This is a genomic window from Actinoplanes sp. CA-030573 (assembly GCF_050951115.1).
Classification (GTDB): Bacteria; Actinomycetota; Actinomycetes; order Mycobacteriales; family Micromonosporaceae; genus Actinoplanes.
The window spans coordinates 630,629-645,263 of record NZ_CP192038.1 but is presented as its reverse complement, the minus strand read 5'-3'; the positions used below and the strand labels follow the sequence as shown (position 1 = coordinate 645,263).

Below are 14,635 nucleotides of genomic sequence, written 5' to 3'. Positions count from 1 at the left end.
GTGTGGCGGGTTCAGGTTCGCACCGCGGGCGCTGCCGGTGACGTTCGGCGCGACCGGCCAGGGAGGACCGCTTTCCGGACTCGGAGCGGCCGAGGGGGAACGCCCGCCCCGCGCCGAGCTGGACCGACCGATCTCCGCATAGGCCGCGACGTCATCCTCGGCCTGCGAGACGCTGGCCGGATCCGAGCGACGACGTGGCGGCCCGGCGGAGTCGGGGCGGTGCGGGCGGCTCTCCGGATTGCCGTCCCCACCGTGTGAGTGAGACCTCGGCGCCACGGCTAGCCCGGCCGGGTCCGCGGACACGGGAGCATGACGGAAGTCTATGAAGGGCCCGCCAGCGGGCCGGGGTGGCCGTAGCCTCGGCTCCATGACGGAAACCAGGACTCTGGAAACGCCGGATGTCGACCTCGTCTACGACGTCCACGGGCCGCTGCCGCCGGCTGACGGCAAACCCGTGCTCCTCATGATCGGGCAACCCATGACGGCGGACGGCTTTGGCGCCCTTGCCGGGCACTTCGCGGACCGGACCGTTATCACCTACGACCCGCGCGGGTTGGGGCGCAGCAAGCGCAAGGACGGCCGGGACGATCTCACGCCGCAGGACCAGGCCGAAGACCTGCATCGGCTCATCGCGGCGCTCGACGCCGGGCCCGTCCAGGTGTTCGCCAGCAGCGGCGGGGCGGTCACCGGGCTCGAGCTTGTCACGCGGTATCCGGAAGACGTCAGCATGCTCGTTGCCCATGAGCCGCCCATCAATGCCGTGCTCCCCGATGCCGAAGGGGCGGACAAAGCGCGGGCGCGATTCAACGACGCCTATGAGGCCAAGGGCGAGGGAGCGGGCATGGCGGCCTTCATGGCCATGGCGGCCTGGCATGGGGAGTTCACCGACGAGTATTTCGCGCAACCGGTGCCGAACGCGGCGGCCTTCGGGATGCCGTCTGAGGATGACGGGAAACGGGACAATCCGCTGCTGTCGAAGCGGTCGTGGGCGGTCACCGGCTACCGGCCGGACGTCGAGGCGATCAAGAAGGCGCGCGTCATTGTCGCGGTGGGGGAGGAATCGGCGGGGACCTATACCGCGCGTACGGCGGAAGGGCTGGCGAAAGCGCTTGGGCAGGAGGCCGTGGTCTTTCCCAGCCATCATGGCGGGTTCCTCGGTGGAGAGTTCGGGTACGCGGGTAAGCCCGCGGAGTTCGCGGCCAAGCTACGCGACGTGCTCGACGCGGCCTGAGGTCAGGCGGATCACGGTGTCGGCCACGTCGATCACGCGCTGGTCGTGGGTGGCGACGATGACCAGCGTGCTGCGCTCGACGGCGGCTCGCATGGCGTCCAGCACCAGCGATACGTGCTCGTCGTCCTGGTGGGCGGTGGGCTCGTCGAGCACGGCCACGGCGGGAGTGAGGACCAGGGCGCGGGCCAGGGCGGTGCGCTGCTGCTCGCCCAGTGACGTGTCGCCGGCGGGGCGGGAGGCGATGGCGGCCAGGCCGAGCTGATCGAGGAGCGGGCCGGCGGACGATCGGGAAAGCAGGGCGGCGGGAAGGGAGACGTTCTCGGCGACGGAGAGAGAAGGCTCCAGGGCGAGCCGCTGCGGTAACAGCGACACGGTCGCCCAATCGGGAGTGGGGAAGGCGGCGCGGCCGGCCACCGATACGGAACCCGACGACGGCCGCATCACGCCGGCGATCAGGTGGCACAGGGTCGACTTTCCGGAACCGGAACGGCCGGCCAGTACGGCGAGCCTCGACGAGGACAGGGAAAGCGTGACGTCGCGCAGGACGACATGACTGACCGACTGGACTTCGACCAGCGTCATTCCAGAGCCCTCCGCAACTCGACGTGGTCGTCGGCGACCACGACCTCGACGCGGCGGTCGGGGAAGAGCGCCAACGCGTCGGGCGGCAGCTGCAGACGGCCCTGACCGTCGATCAACAGCCCGTCGCGGCCGGCGTCCTGGGAGCCGGAGAGGACGCCGTGGCGGAAGCGGAGCACGGTGTCGGCGGCGGCGATCGCCCGGGCGTCGTGGGTGGCCAGGACGACCGCGCTGCCGGCGTCGGCCCGGGCCCGCAACAACGCCAGGACCAGGGCGGCGGAGGAATCGTCCAGCTCGGCGGTGGGCTCGTCGGCCACGAGCAGGGCGGGCGCGCCGACCGCGGCCGCGGCCACGGCCAGTCGCTGCTGCTCACCGCCGGACATCACCGCCGGGAGGGAGCGGGCGTGGGCGACGAGATCGACCTCGGCCAGCGACGACGACGGGTCGCAGCGCACACCGCGCAGGCGGGCCATCTGCTGGATCTGGCCGAGGGCGTCCAGCTGCGGGAACAGGCTGTGGGTCGGGCGCTGGGCGACCCAGCCGATCTCGGTGCGGCGCAGGCGTTGCAGCTGGCGGCGGGTCAAACCCGAGACCAGGCGGCCCCGGTGCCGCAACTCGCCCCCGGCGGGTCTTTCCCGGAGCGCCAGTACGGCGAGGAGCGTCGACTTCCCACTTCCGGACGGGCCGGTGATCGCCGAGATGCGGCCGCCCCGCACGGCGACGTCGACACCGCGCAAGGCCTGTGTCGGGCCGGTCGGCGCCGCGTACAGCTGAATGAGATCCCGGCCCTCGAGGAGCGGGAGCTCGTCAGTCGTCACGGTAGGCCACCTCCTCGACGCCGGAGACGACGGCCGCGAGCGCGACGGCCAGAACGATGGCCACGACGACGGCGACGGCGGTGACCACCAGCGCGGAGGGTGAAAGCTCGAACGCGAACGCCGGCAGCAGCGTGGGCTGGTCGTCGAGCAGGCGGCCGCCGAGCGGGGCGAGCGCGACGACGCCGGCCACCGCGGCGGCCAGCGCGACCAGGGCGAGCAGCACGAACTCGAGCGCGCGGGCGCGGCGGACGCGGCGGCGGCCGAGGCCGACCCGGGCCAGCATGAGGTCGGTGGGGCGGCGCTGCACGGCGGTGCGCTGGGCGTAGACGGCGAGCGTGAGGATCGCGAGCAGGGCCAGGTAGCCGCCGATCGCCACCTGGTAGCCGCGGGCGCGGGCGGTCGCCACGTACGACGCGTCGGACCGCAGGTGGGAGGCCGTGTCGACGCGGTCGGGCCGGACCCCGTACGCGGAGGTCACCGTGCGGATCCCGGCCTCGCCGCCCGCGCTCCACAGCGACGCCTGGGCGACGGCGGCGCCGGGCGGCATCTCGGTGAGCGGCTTGAGGCGGGGGTCGTCGACGCCGAGGTTGCCGAGCAGCGGGTCGGCGGCGGCCACGAACATCGGGCGGCCCTTCATGCCCGGGAACGCCGCGACGCGCGCGGCCACGGTGAAGTCCTGCGACTCGAAGCCGACCTTCATGGGGAAGGAATCCAGCCTCTCCGACGCGGGGTCGGCGACGGCGATCATCCGTACGGAACGATCGGCCGCAACCGGCTCCCGCAGCAGGAGATCCACCGCCTGCCGCGCCGCCGTCAGGTCGGCGCCGGTCCCCCAGAGCGCGACGTCGCGGAACCGCGCCGGATCGATGATCAGCAGGTCCTTCTGCTCGTTGTCGATCGGGCTCAGCACGTCGGTGTGCCAGACGATCGTGTTGCCGGCCGGCAGCGGCGGCACCCGGACGCCGGCGACCGGGCCCGGGGGCGGCGGGGTGAACGGACCGGTCCGCGGCGGCGACACCGCCTGCTTGTCCAGCACGTACGAGCCGGGCAGCGGCGCCACGGCCTCGGCGCCGGCCGCCACCGCGACCCGGTCCTCGGCCATGTCGGCCGTCGAGTCCACGGCCGACAGAGCGAACAGCAGCATGCCGAGCCCGGCCGTCACGACCACGACGGCGAGTTGGCGTTCGGCGCCGCCCGAGCCGAGCCGCCGCCGCGCCAGCCAGAGCATGGCCCGTCGCGGCGTGCCGGGCAGCGTGCGGCGACGGGCCGCGAGCAGGCCGGGCAGCGTGCGGCGACGGGCCGCGAGCAGGCCGGGCAGCCGGCCCGCGACCACGCCGACGGCGGCCAGGACGAGCAGCGGCACGAGCAGGTCGATGCCGCCCGCCGGACCGCCGGCGCCGAGCAGGCCACCCGCCGCGACCAGGGCGGCGACCACGATGATGGGCGCCCACGGCGGTTGCCTTCGGACGGTGGCCGGCGGCACCGGCCGTACGCGCCGGGCTGCTGCCGCCGTGCCCACCCCCGCCACCGTGACCAGACCGGCCAGCGCGGCCAACCCCGCCGCCGTCGCCGCCGGAAGCAGCGACTCCTCGACCGCGCCGGGCGGGCCGAGCCGCACCACGAGCTGCCACGCCACCAGCCAGCCGAGCGCCGCGCCGAGGACCGCCGGGAGCAGGGTCTCGAGCAGCCACAGACCGCCCACCCGCACGGGCGCGATGCCGACGGCGACCGCGTGCCGCAGCTCCCGCTCGCGGCGCCGGGCCGACAGCAGCGCCACGGCCAGCACCGACGCGAGGCCGACGCCGGTCGCCGCCCACTCCACCGGGCGCGTCCGCTGACGTACGGTCTCGGTCGTCGCCCGCGCGGTGGCGACGATCCGCCCGATGCCGCTGGCGAACCGGAACGCCGTCGGACTGTCCCCCTCGGGCGGCTGTCGCGTCGCATAGTCACGCCGCAGCTCCTCGACCGCGGCGGCCGTCCGGTTCGCCTCGGCCAGCGTCACCCCCGGCTCGAGCGCCGCCTCCACCGACCAGAAGATCTGGTCGTCGACCGCCTTGGCCAGCGGCTCCACCGTCGCCACGTCGCCGATCAGCAGGTACGCCGGCAGCGTCTCGTATTCGGTGTCCCCCGGGGTGTCGCCGTGCCGCAGCACCCAGCGGTTGCTGCCGGGCACGTCGGCCGGCAGCCGGCCACCCGCGTCGACCGCATAGAAGCCGGCGATCGTGCTCGTCGTCCGGTGCGATTCGCCCTGGGTGCCGACCACGACGGTGAGGGTGATCCGGTCGCCCGGCCGCGCACCGAGGCTCTCGGCCATCGGCTCCGGCAGCCACAGACCGTCCTTCGTGGCCGGGGCGCCGACCGGCACCAGCTCGCCCGCCGGGTCGCCGACCACGAAGAACCGGCCGCGGTCCGTGCGGTCGCCGGCCGCGACGGTCAGTTCCCAGAACCGCGGCGTGGCCAGCTCGGCGCCGATCGAGCCGCCGGTCAGGTCGGGCGCGGTGAGGCCCGGCACCTTCCGCATGTCGCCGACCACCGCCTGCTGGTCGGCGCTCTTCGAGCCGACGTCGGCCGAGAGCCGCACGACCGCGGCATCGCTCTGCCGGGCGGTGGCCGGGATCTCGTCGCGGCGCAGCTGGAAGGTCGCGTTGTCGGAGGCCTCGGCGAACATCGGGGCGGCGGCGCCGGCGGCGGCCAGCACGAGGAAGGCGCAGAGCGTCAGTAGCGACCAGGACCGCTGGTGCACACCGGACCGGAGCGCGGCCGCGGTGAGGCGATCACCCACGTCGGCGGCCCTCCTCCGGTCTGCAGGTTTCCGGTCTCCAAGGGGAAGTTGATCCAAGCTACAACAGGTGGGAACGCTCCCGCGGCCCGCTCACGGTCGCGTGCGCAGGGCGGTCAGGACGGCGGTGATCTCGGGGCGGGGTGACGCCGGGCGGCGGACGGCGGCGACGATCCGGCGGGTCACCGGCGGGCTCAGCGGCCGGGTCGCCACCGCGTAGCGCGGATCGACGGCCAGGCTCGGCAGCAGCGCGATCGACCGCCCTTTCTCCACGTGCCGCAGCGTGAGCATGTAGTTGTTGAACCGGCCGATCACCGAGGGCTCGAACGCCGCCTCCCGGCACAGACGGGTCGCCAGCTCGGACATGTAGGAGCCGTTGACGTCGAAGGTCCAGCGCTGGTCGGCACACCATTCAAGAGCGATCATCTCGTACGCGGTGAGCGGATGCCCCGGGGGCAGGACCAGCACGATCTCATCCTCGGCGATCGGCACGAGGTCGATCGCCGGGTCGAGCTCGGCCCCCACGAAGTCGGTCGTGGTGACGATGACGTCCACGTCGCCGCGGCGCAGGGCCGGCATGCTCTCGTGCGGTTCGAGCTCGAGCAGCACCACGGTCACGTCCGGATGCCGCTCGGCCAGGGCCGTCACCGCCGGCTCGGCCACCGAGTGCACCGCGCTCTGGAAGGCGGCCAGTGTGACCGTGCCGGCCGGCTCGTCGGCCAGGCCGCGCAGCTCGGCCTCGGCCGCGTCCATGGCGGCGAGGATCTCCCGGGCCCGGCCGGCGAGCAGCACCCCGGCCGCGGTCAGCCGCACCCGGCGGCCGGTGCGCTCGAGCAGTGCGGTGCGGGTCTCCCGCTCGAGCGTGGCCAGCTGCTGGGAGACGGCGGACGGGCTCAGGTTGCCGCGCTGGGCGACGGCGCGCACGGTGCCGTACGTCGCCAGGTCGGCCAGCAACCGCAGGCGCCAAGGGTTGAGAGTCACTGTGCGGTCGAACTTAACAGCATCGGCGGAAACGTGAGATGGACCTGATGCTCGTTGGTTCCTAGCGTCGAGTCATGAGCTTCTGGGAAGACGCCGATCGTCATCTGGTCCGCTACTCCGGCGCGGGACGGTTCGTGCCCGAGATCATCGAGCGGGCCGAGGGCAGCTTTGTCTACACCGCCGACGGCCGCCGCCTGCTGGACTTCACGTCGGGGCAGATGAGCGCCATCCTCGGGCACTCGCATCCGGCCGTGGTCGCCACCGTCCAGCGGCAGGTCGCCACCCTCGACCACCTGTTCAGCGGCATGCTCAGCCGGCCGGTCGTCGACCTCGCCCGGCGGCTGGCCGGGACGCTGCCCGACCCGCTCTCGAAGGTCCTGCTTCTCACCACGGGCGCGGAGTCGAACGAGGCCGCGATCCGGATGGCCAAGCTGGTCACCGGCGGGCACGAGGTCATCTCGTTCGCGCGCTCGTGGCACGGCATGACCCAGGCGGCGGCGAGCGCCACCTACAGCGCCGGGCGCAGGGGGTACGGGCCGGCCGCGCCCGGGAACTTCGCCATCCCCACGCCGTTTGTCCCCCCGTCGGCCGGTGAGCTGGACTGGCGACGGCAGCTGGACTTCGCGTTCGAGCTGTTCGACGCGCAGTCGGTGGGCGCGCTGGCGGCCTGCATCGTCGAGCCGATCCTCAGCTCGGGCGGCGTGATCGACCTGCCGCCCGGCTACCTCGGGGCGCTGCGCGACAAGGTCCACGCGCGCGGCGGCCTGCTGATCCTCGACGAGGCGCAGACCGGGCTGTGCCGGACCGGCGACTGGTACGCGTTCCAGCGCGACGGCGTGGTGCCGGACATCCTGACGCTCTCCAAGACGCTGGGCGCGGGCCTACCGCTGGCCGCCGTGGTGACGACCGAGGAGATCGAGGCTTCGGCGTACGCGCGGGGCTTCCTGTTCTTCACGACCCATGTCTCGGATCCGCTGGTCGCGGCCGTGGGCAACACGGTTCTCGACGTCCTCACCGAGGCGCGCCTCGAGGAACGGGCGGCGGAGCTCGGGGCGTACCTCCGGAAAGGTTTGCGCAGTTTGGGGCACCCGGCCATCACCGACGTGCGCGGGCGCGGCCTGCTGGTCGGGCTGGAGCTGGAGTCGGACGAGCTGGGCGCGGCGGTCACGCGGCGTTGCCTGGAGCTGGGGCTGCACATGAACGTGGTGCAGCTGCCCGGGATGGTCGGCGTCTTCCGGATCGCACCGCCGCTGACCTCGTCATATGAGGAGCTTGACCTGGGCCTTTCGATCCTCGACCAGGCCTTAACCTCCCTTTAACGATCACACAGCGCGCGCATAGGGGACTTCCGGCGATCTTCAGTGGGTCGGATCGAACGGAAGGCACTGCAAATGAGTTCGTTGTTTTCGCTGAACAAGAAGCGCGTGGTCGCGGTGGTGGCGGCGGGCAGTCTGACGGCGCTGGGTCTCGCCGGAACGGCGCTGGCCGCGGGGGCCGATGACGCAACCCCGGCGCGGTCGGCGTCGCCGTCGGCATCGTCGGCGCCGTCGGCCACGGTGTCGGCCCGCGCCGGGCTTTCGGTGAGTGTCGCCGCCGCCAAGGAGATCGCCATCCGGGCGGCCGGCGGCGGCACGGTGTCGTCGGTCGAGCGGGAGGTCGAGCACGGCCGGGCGGTCTGGGACGTGGACGTGCTGCGCGGCGGGGTCGAGCACGACATCGACGTCGACGCGGTGACCGGCGTGGTGCTACGGCACCGCATCAAGGGTGAGGACCGGGTCGCGGGTTCGGCAACGCCGGGCGCGAGCCGCTCGGCCGACGACCACGGCGGCTCGGCCGACGACCACCGCGGCGCGGCCGACGACCACGGCGGCCGCCACGCCGAGCCGGGCGACGACAAGGGCGGGCGGCGCACCGCAGCCGGCGACGACCGAGGCCGGCACGCCGAGCCCGGCGACGACCACGGCGGCCGCGCTTCGTCCGGCGGCGACGACCGCGGCCGGTCCAAGTCCAGCGCGCGGTCCTCCACGTCCAGCTCTTCATCTTCGAGGGCCGGCGACGACCACGGCGGCCAAGCGAAGGAGCGCGGCGAAGACCACGGCGGCCACGGCAAGGAGGCCGGCGACGACCACGGCGGCCACGGCTCCGACGACTGAAAGTCTTTGTTCAGCGCGCCCGGCTCTCCCGGGCGCGCTGTTCCGTGTGCGCCAAACTCGGCTGGCGATGCCCGGTTAGCCTTTCCGACAAGTACCGAATGGCGCCTACTACTACTGAGGCTGCCGCGTACCGGGCAGGGTAAGCCGCACCATCGCCCCGCCGGAAGGGGAACTTCCCACCTCGAAAGAGGTGGCCACCTGGCGGGCGATATCGAGTCCCAGCCCGGTGGAACCGCCCCCGGAAGCGCCCCGGGAAACGGCATTCGCCGGAAAGCCCGGCCCCTCGTCCGAGACCACGAGAATCGCCCCGCCGCCCGGCCCGGGACCGAGACCGACCGCGAACGGCGTGCCGTCCGGAGTGTGCGCGAAAACGTTGCCGAGCAGAGCGTCCAAAGCGGCCGCCAGATCGTCGGCGGCGACCGCGACCGGAAGCGGCGACGACGGCAGGTCCTGGGTCAGTACGCGACCGGTGTCTTCGGCCAGAACTGCCCAGAAAGCGGCCCTGTCGGCAACCACCGCAACCGCATCGGACTGAGCGGCGGCGGGTGCGGAATCGCGGCGGCGGGCCTGCTGGATGACGGCCGTGACGGCGCGCGCTACGCCGTCGGCGGCGGACTGGACGCGGGCCGACTCGTCGGGGTCGCGCAGGGATTCGGCCTCCAGGCGCAACGCCGTCAGCGGGGTGCGCAGGCGGTGGGACAGATCGGCCACGCGTTCGCGCTCGGTGGCCAGCAGGTCCTGGATGCGGGTGGCCAGGTGGTTCAGCGCGCCGGCGACCTCGCGCAGCTCGGGTGGGCCGGACGGCTCCGCCCGGGCGGTCAGGTCGGCGCCGGCCAGGCGGTGCGAGACCCGGGACAGTTCGGTGATCGGGGCGACGATGGTGCGGGCCAGGCGGTCGGCGACCAGCAGGCCGAGCAGCACCAGGGCCAGGCCGAGGCCGGACAGCAGCAGCCAGGCCCGCCGCACACCGCTCGTGAGCTGCTCATTCGTCACGACGGTGCGCACGACCGTGACGCCGCCGGCGCCGACCACGGGGACCACCAACTCGCGCCCTGCGTCGGTGACGACGGTGAGTGCCTGGCGTCGGAGCGCGGCCAGCCGCACCGCAGGGGTGGTCGCGGCGGGCGCGCCGAGCACGCTTCCATCGGGGCGGAAAACGCTTACCGGTACGGGTTGGACCGTGACCGCCAGGCGCAGTGCGGCTTCGTCCGCGGTCAACGGGACGATCGTCTGCACCACGTCATTCGCCCTGCTCAACGCCCGATCGGCGGCCACCTGACGTACCAGCAGCGCGATCGGGACGAGAAAGGCGAGCAGCAGGAGTACGGTCGTGGCCGCCACCAGCAGCGTCAGCCGTGCCCTCACGACGCCGGCTCGCTCAGCTTGACCCCGACGCCGCGCACGGTGTGCAGGTAGCGCGGCTCCTGGGCGGTCTCGCCGAGCTTGCGTCGCAGCCAGGACAGGTGCACGTCGACGGTCTTGTCGGTGCTGCCGTACGGGACTTGCCAGACCTCGGTGAGCAGTTCGCGCTTGGTGACGACCTGTCCGGCCTTCTGCGCCAGGTGGTGAAGCAGGTCGAACTCGCGCGGCGTCAGCTCGATCGGCGCGCCGGCGAGCGTCACCTCCCGGGCCCGCGAATCGATGCGCAGCTCCCCGACGACCAGATCGGAATCGGTCGGCGACGCGCCCGGGCCGCCACGCCGCAGCACGGCTCGGATCCGGGCGTCGAGCTGCGCGGCGGTGAACGGCTTGATCACGTAGTCGTCCGCGCCGGCGTCGAGCAGACGTACCATCTCGGTCTCCTCGTCGCGGGCCGTCGCGACGATCACCGGAACCGTGCTCACCGCGCGCAACATCCGAAGCAGTTCCCGGCCGTCGAGATCGGGCAGGCCCAGGTCGAGAACGATCAGATCCGGATGGTCGGCCAGGGCCGTCTGCAGGCCGTCCATCGCCGCGGGCGACGCCGCCACCGCATGTCCGCGCTCGCGCAGGGCGCGCAGCAGGGTGGACCGGATCGCCGGGTCGTCCTCGATGAGCAGGAGTCTCGCCACGGGCGACACGCTATCGGCTGGACCCACCCGACCGGCGGTTCTTAACCCTCCCTTAGCCGTGCCGGGTGCCCGCCTTAGCGCCGGACGGGGCATAGTCGCGGTGTGCGTTTGCTCGACCGGCTGGGCCGGAGACCGATGGTGATCGTCGCCGGATGGATACTGGCGGCGGTCCTCGCCGTGCTCGTCGGCGTGGTCGGAATCGGTCTGGTCGGCGCTGGCCTGACGTCCCGCCAGGGTGCGCCGGTCAGCGAGGACGAGGTGCTGCGAGCGCTGGGCGAGTCGAGTGCACCGCCGTCTCCCGGGCCGTCTTCGGCCTCGCCGTCCTCGCCATCGCCCTCTTCGGCACCGCCGGCCGTGAGTCAGGCTTTCCCCACCCGCGGCGGAACCGTGGTGGCGAGCTGCGACCGCATCGTGTCGATGGCGCCGGCGCAGGGTTTCGCCATTCACGAGCAGCGTGAGCGGGAGGGCGAGTTCCGCGGGGTGCGCGACAACCACGATCGCGTGAAGGTCGAGCTGTCCTGCGCGAACGGCACGCCCGAGCTGAGGATCCGCAGCGAGGGCTGAAAGCGAGCGCCGATGGCCGGGAGGGCGGAGCGCCTCCCGGCCACCTCCGGGGGACGGGAGGATCAGATCTTGCCGGTGCCGGCGCTCGCGGTGACGATCGACTTGACGCTGTTGTTGGCGTCGACCGTGTACGCGTACGGGATCGCGGCCACGCTCGCGCCGTTCCTGGTCTGCGGGGTGCCGGAGTTGACCAGGTAGTTGTTCAGCAGCTTCACGTTGCCGGCGGGGGACGAACCGGTCGAGGTCACCACCGTGTTCGGCGTGTTCTCGAAGTAGTTGCGCTCCACGTAGACCCCGGCGTTGCAGGTGCTGGCCACGCCGTACGTGCCGCTGTTGTAGTAGTAGTTGTTGTAGACGTGCACCGGGTTGCCGAAACGCACCCGCGGGCCGCGCTGGTCACAGTTGCGGAAGTAGTTGTGGTGGTACGTCACGCGCAGGTGACCGGTGTCCTCGGACGCGTTGCTGTCGCTGTGGCCGAGCAGGTCGCACTTGATGTGGTCGTGCTCGTAGTTCCAGGACACGGTGACGTAGTCGGCGGCGTGCGTGATGTCGATCAGGCCGTCGTAGTAGTCGGTGCCGTGGCTGGTGTCGCTGGAGAGATCGTTGTGGTCGATCCAGATGTGGGTCGCCTTCTCGACGTGGATGGCGTCGCCGTTGCCGTTGCCGGCCGGAACCTTGGCGATCCTGAGGTTCCGGATGATGACGTTGTTGACGCCCTTGACCTTCAGGCCGCAGCCGGTGAGGCCGGAGCTCGAGCCGACCCCGATGATCGTCTTGTTGGACGCGACCGTGACGTCGGAGGAGCAGCTGAAGTTGCCGCTGACCTTGACGGTCTGCGAGGTGCCGGAGCCGGCCGCGCTGGTGAGGGCGGACAGGCTGGTCACGGTGACCGTCGTGGCGGACGACCCGCCGCTGGTGCCGCCGGCCTGGGTGGACCAGCCCTCCTGGTTGAAGGTGGCGGCGGAGGCGGCGGGCGCGTGGGCGAGCGTGGCGGCGACCGTGAGCGCCGCGGTGGCGGCGGCGCCGAGAGCGATGCGCAGGGAAGCGTGGGTGGACATCGGGACCTCCATACGGATCGGTCCAGACCGGGGGAGCGGCCCGTTCGGGGGACGGGATAGGTAAGCGCTTTCCTGAGTTCCGGAGGCTATCGATTTACATCTATGGATGTCAACCTCGGGTCAGGGAAGCGAGACCCAGGCGCCGGTCGCTACCGAGCGTTCCATCGCGTCGAGCACTTCGGCGCTGCGGATGGCGTCGGCCAGCGTGGCGCCGTACGGCCGGCCGTCCGCGATCGAGCGCAGGAACCGGTACGCCTCGATGACCTTGAGATCGTCGTAGCCCATCGCGATGCCGGCGCCCGGCTGAAACGCACCGAACTCGCCGTCGTGCGGGCCGGCGAACAGCGTACTCACCGGTTCGTCCTGATAGGCCGACCCGGCACCCACGCCGAGCTCGCCCATCCGCCGGAAGTCCCAGAAGAGCGCGCCGCGAGTCCCGTGGATCTCGAACCCGTAGTTGTTCTGATCGGTCACCGAGACCCGGCTGGCCTCGAGCGTGACCCGCGCGCCCGAAATCATCCGCAGCAGCGCGCCCACCCAGTCGTCGTTCTCCACCGGCCCGGGCGCGCCGGTCCCGCGCTCATGTCCGGCGGTGGCGGCCGCCGGGCGCGGACGTTGCGGTACGAAGATGGCCGTGTCCGCGATCAGCGAGTCGATCTCGCCGAGCAGGTAGCGAACAAGGTCGACGCCGTGCGAGCCGAGATCGCCGAGCACGCCGTTGCCGCCGCGCTCCCGCTCGAACCGCCAGCTCAGCGCGCCGTCCGGGTGGGCCGCATAGTCGCTGAGCAGCCGCACCCGCGCGTGCGTGACCTCCCCGATCTCGCCGGCCCGAAGGATCTCGCGCGCCTTCTCCACCGCGGGCGCGTTCCGGTAGTTGAAACCGACGGCCACCTGTCCCCCGCCGGCGATCGCCCGCGCGTCATCGGCCGTGAGTCCCACCGGCTTCTCGATCCAGATGTGCTTGCCGGCCCGGGCGAAGGCCTCCCCCACCTCGCGGTGCAGGAAGTTCGGCAGGGTGATGCTCACCGCCTGCACGCTCGGATCGTCGACCAGCTCAAGCCAGTCGAGGGTGGCGCGCTCGAAGCCGTAGCGAACGGCGGCCTCGTCGGCGCGCCCGGGCACGTCATCGGCCACGGCCAGCAGCGCGACGGGTTGCGCGTCGCGATAATGGTGCGGGATCCGGAGGTACGCCTGCGTGTGCACCCGGCCCATCCACCCGAACCCGACGACGGCCACCCCCAGAGGCGTGCTCATGACGCCGGCTGCCAGGCCGTTGCGGTGACCTTCCAGCCGAGGCTGCTCTCCGGCCCGGCCGGACCCTTAACGGTCATCAGCGCCACCCGGCCGGTCGGGGTTTGCACGCAGACCCGCCGGCCACCGGCCAGTTGCACCGTGCGGCTCGATTCGGCCTCGATCACGTCGACGCACGCTTCCGGCGTGCCCTTCTGCCCCGAGGGCAGCAGGGCGATCAGCGAGTCGCTGCCGTAGGAGACTGCGCTCGACCCACCGGAATAGAGCTGCATCGACGTGCCGGCATTGCGCTTCGGCCTGTCCTGAGCGAAGTCGACGCCGTTGTTGTCGAAGACGAACGCAACATCGGAGTAGACCGTCTGCCACCCGGTTGAGGCCGTGGTGGCCGCCCCGCCGGTGGCTCCGGCGGTGGCCCCGGTCGCGGCCGCCGGCGCGCTCGCGCCTCCGGCCGGGCCGGCGGTCGTGCCTCGGGGCGCGACGGTGGTGACCGGCGCGGCCGCCTTGGCCGGGTCCGGCTTGTCGTCCTTCAGCTGCGCCACGACGAACGTCAGCACCCCAACGATCGCGGTGATGAGCGCGGCGATCCCCCCGAGCATCGCGGCGATCCCGGCCCAGTTGCGCCCCGGCGGCCGCGGCTGATCGGTCATGGTCACTATCTTGGCAGTACCCGGCAACGCAGCGCACCCGCCGCAGCCCCACGCAACGCACCCCCGCAGCGCGGCGCACCTAGACACCACGCAATCAGATCGACGCGCGCGCGACGCAGATCGACCCGACCCCACGCGACGCAGACCGCCGCCGCGAGGCAGATCGACCCGGCCCCACGCGACGCAGGCCGACGCGAGGCAGATCGACCCCGGCCTGCCGCCACGCCCATCGCCCTCGCGAGGCAGATGGATCCCGGCCTAGCGGCACGCAGATCGCCCCGTGCGGCACAGATCTACCCCGCCCCAAACCCGACACAGACCGAGCCGGCCCGACGCGACGCAGATCGGCCCGGCGCAGACAGGCGCAGATCGGCCCGGCGCAGACAGGCGCAGACCGGCGCGGCACCGGCCGGGGCGGCACCGGTCGGGCCGGCACCGGTCGGGCCAGCACCGCCGGGGCGCTTTGCTCTGCTTACCTATACGTGCGGGACCCCGCCGCCATACCGAACCCCACCCGGTCACT

13 protein-coding genes are annotated in these 14,635 nt (G+C 72.5%); 4 read left to right on the top strand and 9 right to left on the bottom strand.

Features of this window, described 5'->3' with window-relative positions; all coding sequences use genetic code 11:
• Nucleotides 1–367: 367 nt before the first annotated feature.
• Nucleotides 368–1,231 (top strand): alpha/beta fold hydrolase, encoded by an 864-nt coding sequence (locus ACQP2F_RS02945; RefSeq protein WP_433300385.1) that lies wholly within the window; start codon nt 368–370, stop codon nt 1,229–1,231.
• Here ACQP2F_RS02945 and ACQP2F_RS02940 read toward each other — a convergent pair.
• From ACQP2F_RS02940 to ACQP2F_RS02925, 4 genes are all read right to left on the bottom strand, one after another.
• Nucleotides 1,205–1,813 (bottom strand): ATP-binding cassette domain-containing protein, encoded by a 609-nt coding sequence (locus ACQP2F_RS02940; RefSeq protein WP_433300383.1) that lies wholly within the window; start codon nt 1,811–1,813, stop codon nt 1,205–1,207. The genes ACQP2F_RS02945 and ACQP2F_RS02940 overlap by 27 nt on opposite strands.
• Complete coding sequence (locus ACQP2F_RS02935) at nt 1,810–2,628, bottom strand: ATP-binding cassette domain-containing protein (RefSeq protein ID WP_433300381.1); 819 nt, start codon at nt 2,626–2,628, stop codon at nt 1,810–1,812. The genes ACQP2F_RS02940 and ACQP2F_RS02935 overlap by 4 nt, the downstream gene beginning before the upstream one ends.
• Entirely contained in the window at nt 2,618–5,410 is a 2,793-nt protein-coding gene (locus ACQP2F_RS02930) for a hypothetical protein (RefSeq protein ID WP_433300379.1), read from the bottom strand. The genes ACQP2F_RS02935 and ACQP2F_RS02930 overlap by 11 nt, the downstream gene beginning before the upstream one ends.
• 90 nt (nt 5,411–5,500) lie before the next feature.
• Nucleotides 5,501–6,388 carry a LysR family transcriptional regulator gene (locus ACQP2F_RS02925; protein ID WP_433300377.1) on the bottom strand — a complete coding sequence of 296 codons (888 nt, stop codon included), beginning with the start codon at nt 6,386–6,388 and terminating at the stop codon, nt 5,501–5,503.
• Nucleotides 6,389–6,462: 74 nt separating this feature from the next.
• Between ACQP2F_RS02925 and ACQP2F_RS02920 the strand changes: the two genes are divergently transcribed.
• The gene (locus ACQP2F_RS02920) at nt 6,463–7,707 is read left to right on the top strand and encodes an aspartate aminotransferase family protein (RefSeq protein ID WP_433300375.1); all 1,245 of its coding nucleotides are present in this window, start codon (nt 6,463–6,465) and stop codon (nt 7,705–7,707) included.
• Nucleotides 7,708–7,779: 72 nt separating this feature from the next.
• On the top strand, nt 7,780–8,541 hold the full coding sequence (locus tag ACQP2F_RS02915; RefSeq protein WP_433300373.1) for a PepSY domain-containing protein: 762 nt from the start codon (nt 7,780–7,782) through the stop codon (nt 8,539–8,541).
• A 111-nt stretch (nt 8,542–8,652) separates the two neighbouring features.
• On the opposite strand, the gene ACQP2F_RS02910 is transcribed toward ACQP2F_RS02915, so the two are convergent.
• Both ACQP2F_RS02910 and ACQP2F_RS02905 read right to left on the bottom strand, forming a co-directional pair.
• Nucleotides 8,653–9,906, bottom strand: coding sequence for a HAMP domain-containing protein (locus tag ACQP2F_RS02910; protein ID WP_433300371.1), 1,254 nt, complete (start codon nt 9,904–9,906; stop codon nt 8,653–8,655).
• Nucleotides 9,903–10,592, bottom strand: coding sequence for a response regulator transcription factor (locus ACQP2F_RS02905; protein WP_433300369.1), 690 nt, complete (start codon nt 10,590–10,592; stop codon nt 9,903–9,905). The genes ACQP2F_RS02910 and ACQP2F_RS02905 overlap by 4 nt, the downstream gene beginning before the upstream one ends.
• 102 nt (nt 10,593–10,694) lie before the next feature.
• Here ACQP2F_RS02905 and ACQP2F_RS02900 point away from each other — a divergent pair, with 102 nt between their 5' ends.
• Nucleotides 10,695–11,156 carry a hypothetical protein gene (locus tag ACQP2F_RS02900; RefSeq protein ID WP_433300368.1) on the top strand — a complete coding sequence of 154 codons (462 nt, stop codon included), beginning with the start codon at nt 10,695–10,697 and terminating at the stop codon, nt 11,154–11,156.
• 62 nt (nt 11,157–11,218) lie between these two features.
• On the opposite strand, the gene ACQP2F_RS02895 is transcribed toward ACQP2F_RS02900, so the two are convergent.
• From ACQP2F_RS02895 to ACQP2F_RS02885, 3 genes are all read right to left on the bottom strand, one after another.
• A complete protein-coding gene (locus ACQP2F_RS02895) occupies nt 11,219–12,214 on the bottom strand; it encodes a pectate lyase family protein (RefSeq protein ID WP_433300366.1) in 996 nt (331 codons plus the stop codon).
• 120 nt (nt 12,215–12,334) lie between these two features.
• The gene (locus ACQP2F_RS02890) at nt 12,335–13,468 is read right to left on the bottom strand and encodes a Gfo/Idh/MocA family protein (protein ID WP_433300365.1); all 1,134 of its coding nucleotides are present in this window, start codon (nt 13,466–13,468) and stop codon (nt 12,335–12,337) included.
• On the bottom strand, nt 13,465–14,112 hold the full coding sequence (locus tag ACQP2F_RS02885; RefSeq protein ID WP_433300364.1) for a hypothetical protein: 648 nt from the start codon (nt 14,110–14,112) through the stop codon (nt 13,465–13,467). The genes ACQP2F_RS02890 and ACQP2F_RS02885 overlap by 4 nt, the downstream gene beginning before the upstream one ends.
• Nucleotides 14,113–14,635 lie beyond the last annotated feature (523 nt).

Bases quoted from the DNA above. Each gene is read 5' to 3' on its own strand.
- ACQP2F_RS02945 (WP_433300385.1), top strand. From the start codon at position 368: ATGACGGAAACCAGGACTCTGGAAACGCCGGATGTCGACCTCGTCTAC.
- ACQP2F_RS02940 (WP_433300383.1), bottom strand. From the start codon at position 1,813: ATGACGCTGGTCGAAGTCCAGTCGGTCAGTCATGTCGTCCTGCGCGAC.
- ACQP2F_RS02920 (WP_433300375.1), top strand. From the start codon at position 6,463: ATGAGCTTCTGGGAAGACGCCGATCGTCATCTGGTCCGCTACTCCGGC.
- ACQP2F_RS02915 (WP_433300373.1), top strand. From the start codon at position 7,780: ATGAGTTCGTTGTTTTCGCTGAACAAGAAGCGCGTGGTCGCGGTGGTG.
- ACQP2F_RS02895 (WP_433300366.1), bottom strand. From the start codon at position 12,214: ATGTCCACCCACGCTTCCCTGCGCATCGCTCTCGGCGCCGCCGCCACC.
- ACQP2F_RS02890 (WP_433300365.1), bottom strand. From the start codon at position 13,468: ATGAGCACGCCTCTGGGGGTGGCCGTCGTCGGGTTCGGGTGGATGGGC.
- ACQP2F_RS02885 (WP_433300364.1), bottom strand. From the start codon at position 14,112: ATGACCGATCAGCCGCGGCCGCCGGGGCGCAACTGGGCCGGGATCGCC.